Source organism: Virgibacillus sp. AGTR, from assembly GCF_016919725.2.
GTDB lineage: Bacteria > Bacillota > Bacilli > Bacillales > Amphibacillaceae > Virgibacillus > Virgibacillus salarius.
On record NZ_JAJERH010000161.1, the window covers coordinates 1 to 1,279 of the forward strand.

General features: G+C 39.6%; 1 protein-coding gene. It reads left to right on the forward strand.

Annotated elements, in window-relative coordinates:
• A partial coding sequence (locus JUJ52_RS22995; RefSeq protein WP_228089240.1) for an IS4 family transposase occupies window positions 1–1,279 on the forward strand: 1,279 nt, incomplete at both ends.

Genomic DNA, 1,279 nt, shown 5'->3' on the forward strand with positions numbered 1-1,279 from the left:
CTTCGCAATGTTGCTCGGGAATCAGGTTTTGTACAACGATTGAAGAAGATAATGCCGGAAGATTTCTTAAGTATATGTGCCTTCTTACATGAAAAAGTTGGTACGGAGGGGCTAGGACAGCTCTGTGCCTCCCTTTCTCGTGAATCAGAAATATCCATATCTAAACAAGCCTTACATCAACGATTAGACGAGAAAGGAGTGGCTTTTTTAAAACAAGTTTTTATGCGGTTAGCGGAAAAACAACAGATGTTATCGTTACCATCTCCATCTGATTATCCTTTTTCTCGGATCCGTATCTTGGATGGCACATCCTTTCAAGTAAAAAAGAACACCGCGAGTTATTGGGATGGAGTGAAAATACAATTAGAATATGAGCTGTATCAAGGGAATTTTTTGCATACGTTGTTCTATGGACCAAGAGACAGTGATCACGATGCAGCTGAAGAATTGGCAGATACAATAGGAGAAGAGGACCTTATCTTGCGTGACCTCGGCTATTTCTCAGGAGATCACTTTAAAAAAATAGATCGAGCAGGAGCCTATTATATTACTCGTGTTCCTGCCAATATGACCTATTGGACATTGGATGACAAGCAACGAAGAATCCAAATAAAGCCTGAAGAAGATGCCATGCATCTAGCTCCAGGAGAGATACAGGATTATGGGTTCATTCAATTAGGTGTTAAGGGAAAAAATACATTTCATGCACGTGTAGTCGTACAACGATTAACCGAAGAGCAACAAAAACAGAGAGATACCTATTTAAAAGAAAGAAGACGGAAAGGGGGGCATACCCAATCCGCCAACAAGAAGAATCATATCCAAATTCTTGCTACCAATATAACACAAGAAGAAATGGATGAGCAAACCTTGTATCCTATCTATTCCTTGCGTTGGCAAGTGGAGATTCTCTTTAAAACATGGAAATCGTTATTTGAAATTGATGATGTGCAGGCAATGAATACCGACCGCTTTTACTGTCATTTGTATGGGACTTTAATTCATATTCTTCTTTCTTCGATGATTGCTTTTCAGTGCCGTTACTGCCTTTACGAAAGGTATCAACTAGAAGGGAGTGAGTACAAATGTATCAACCATGCGAGAAACGCAATAGTAGAGACGAAGGGGTATTCACTCTATCACCTTTCTTCTTTGAAAGCTCTCATCGATAATATTTACCAGAACATATACCGGCATGGAAGGAAAGATCATCGTTGTCAGCATAAAAGTCCTTTTGATGTCTTAAACATTGCGTATAAAGTACATTTCCGTGCCGCGT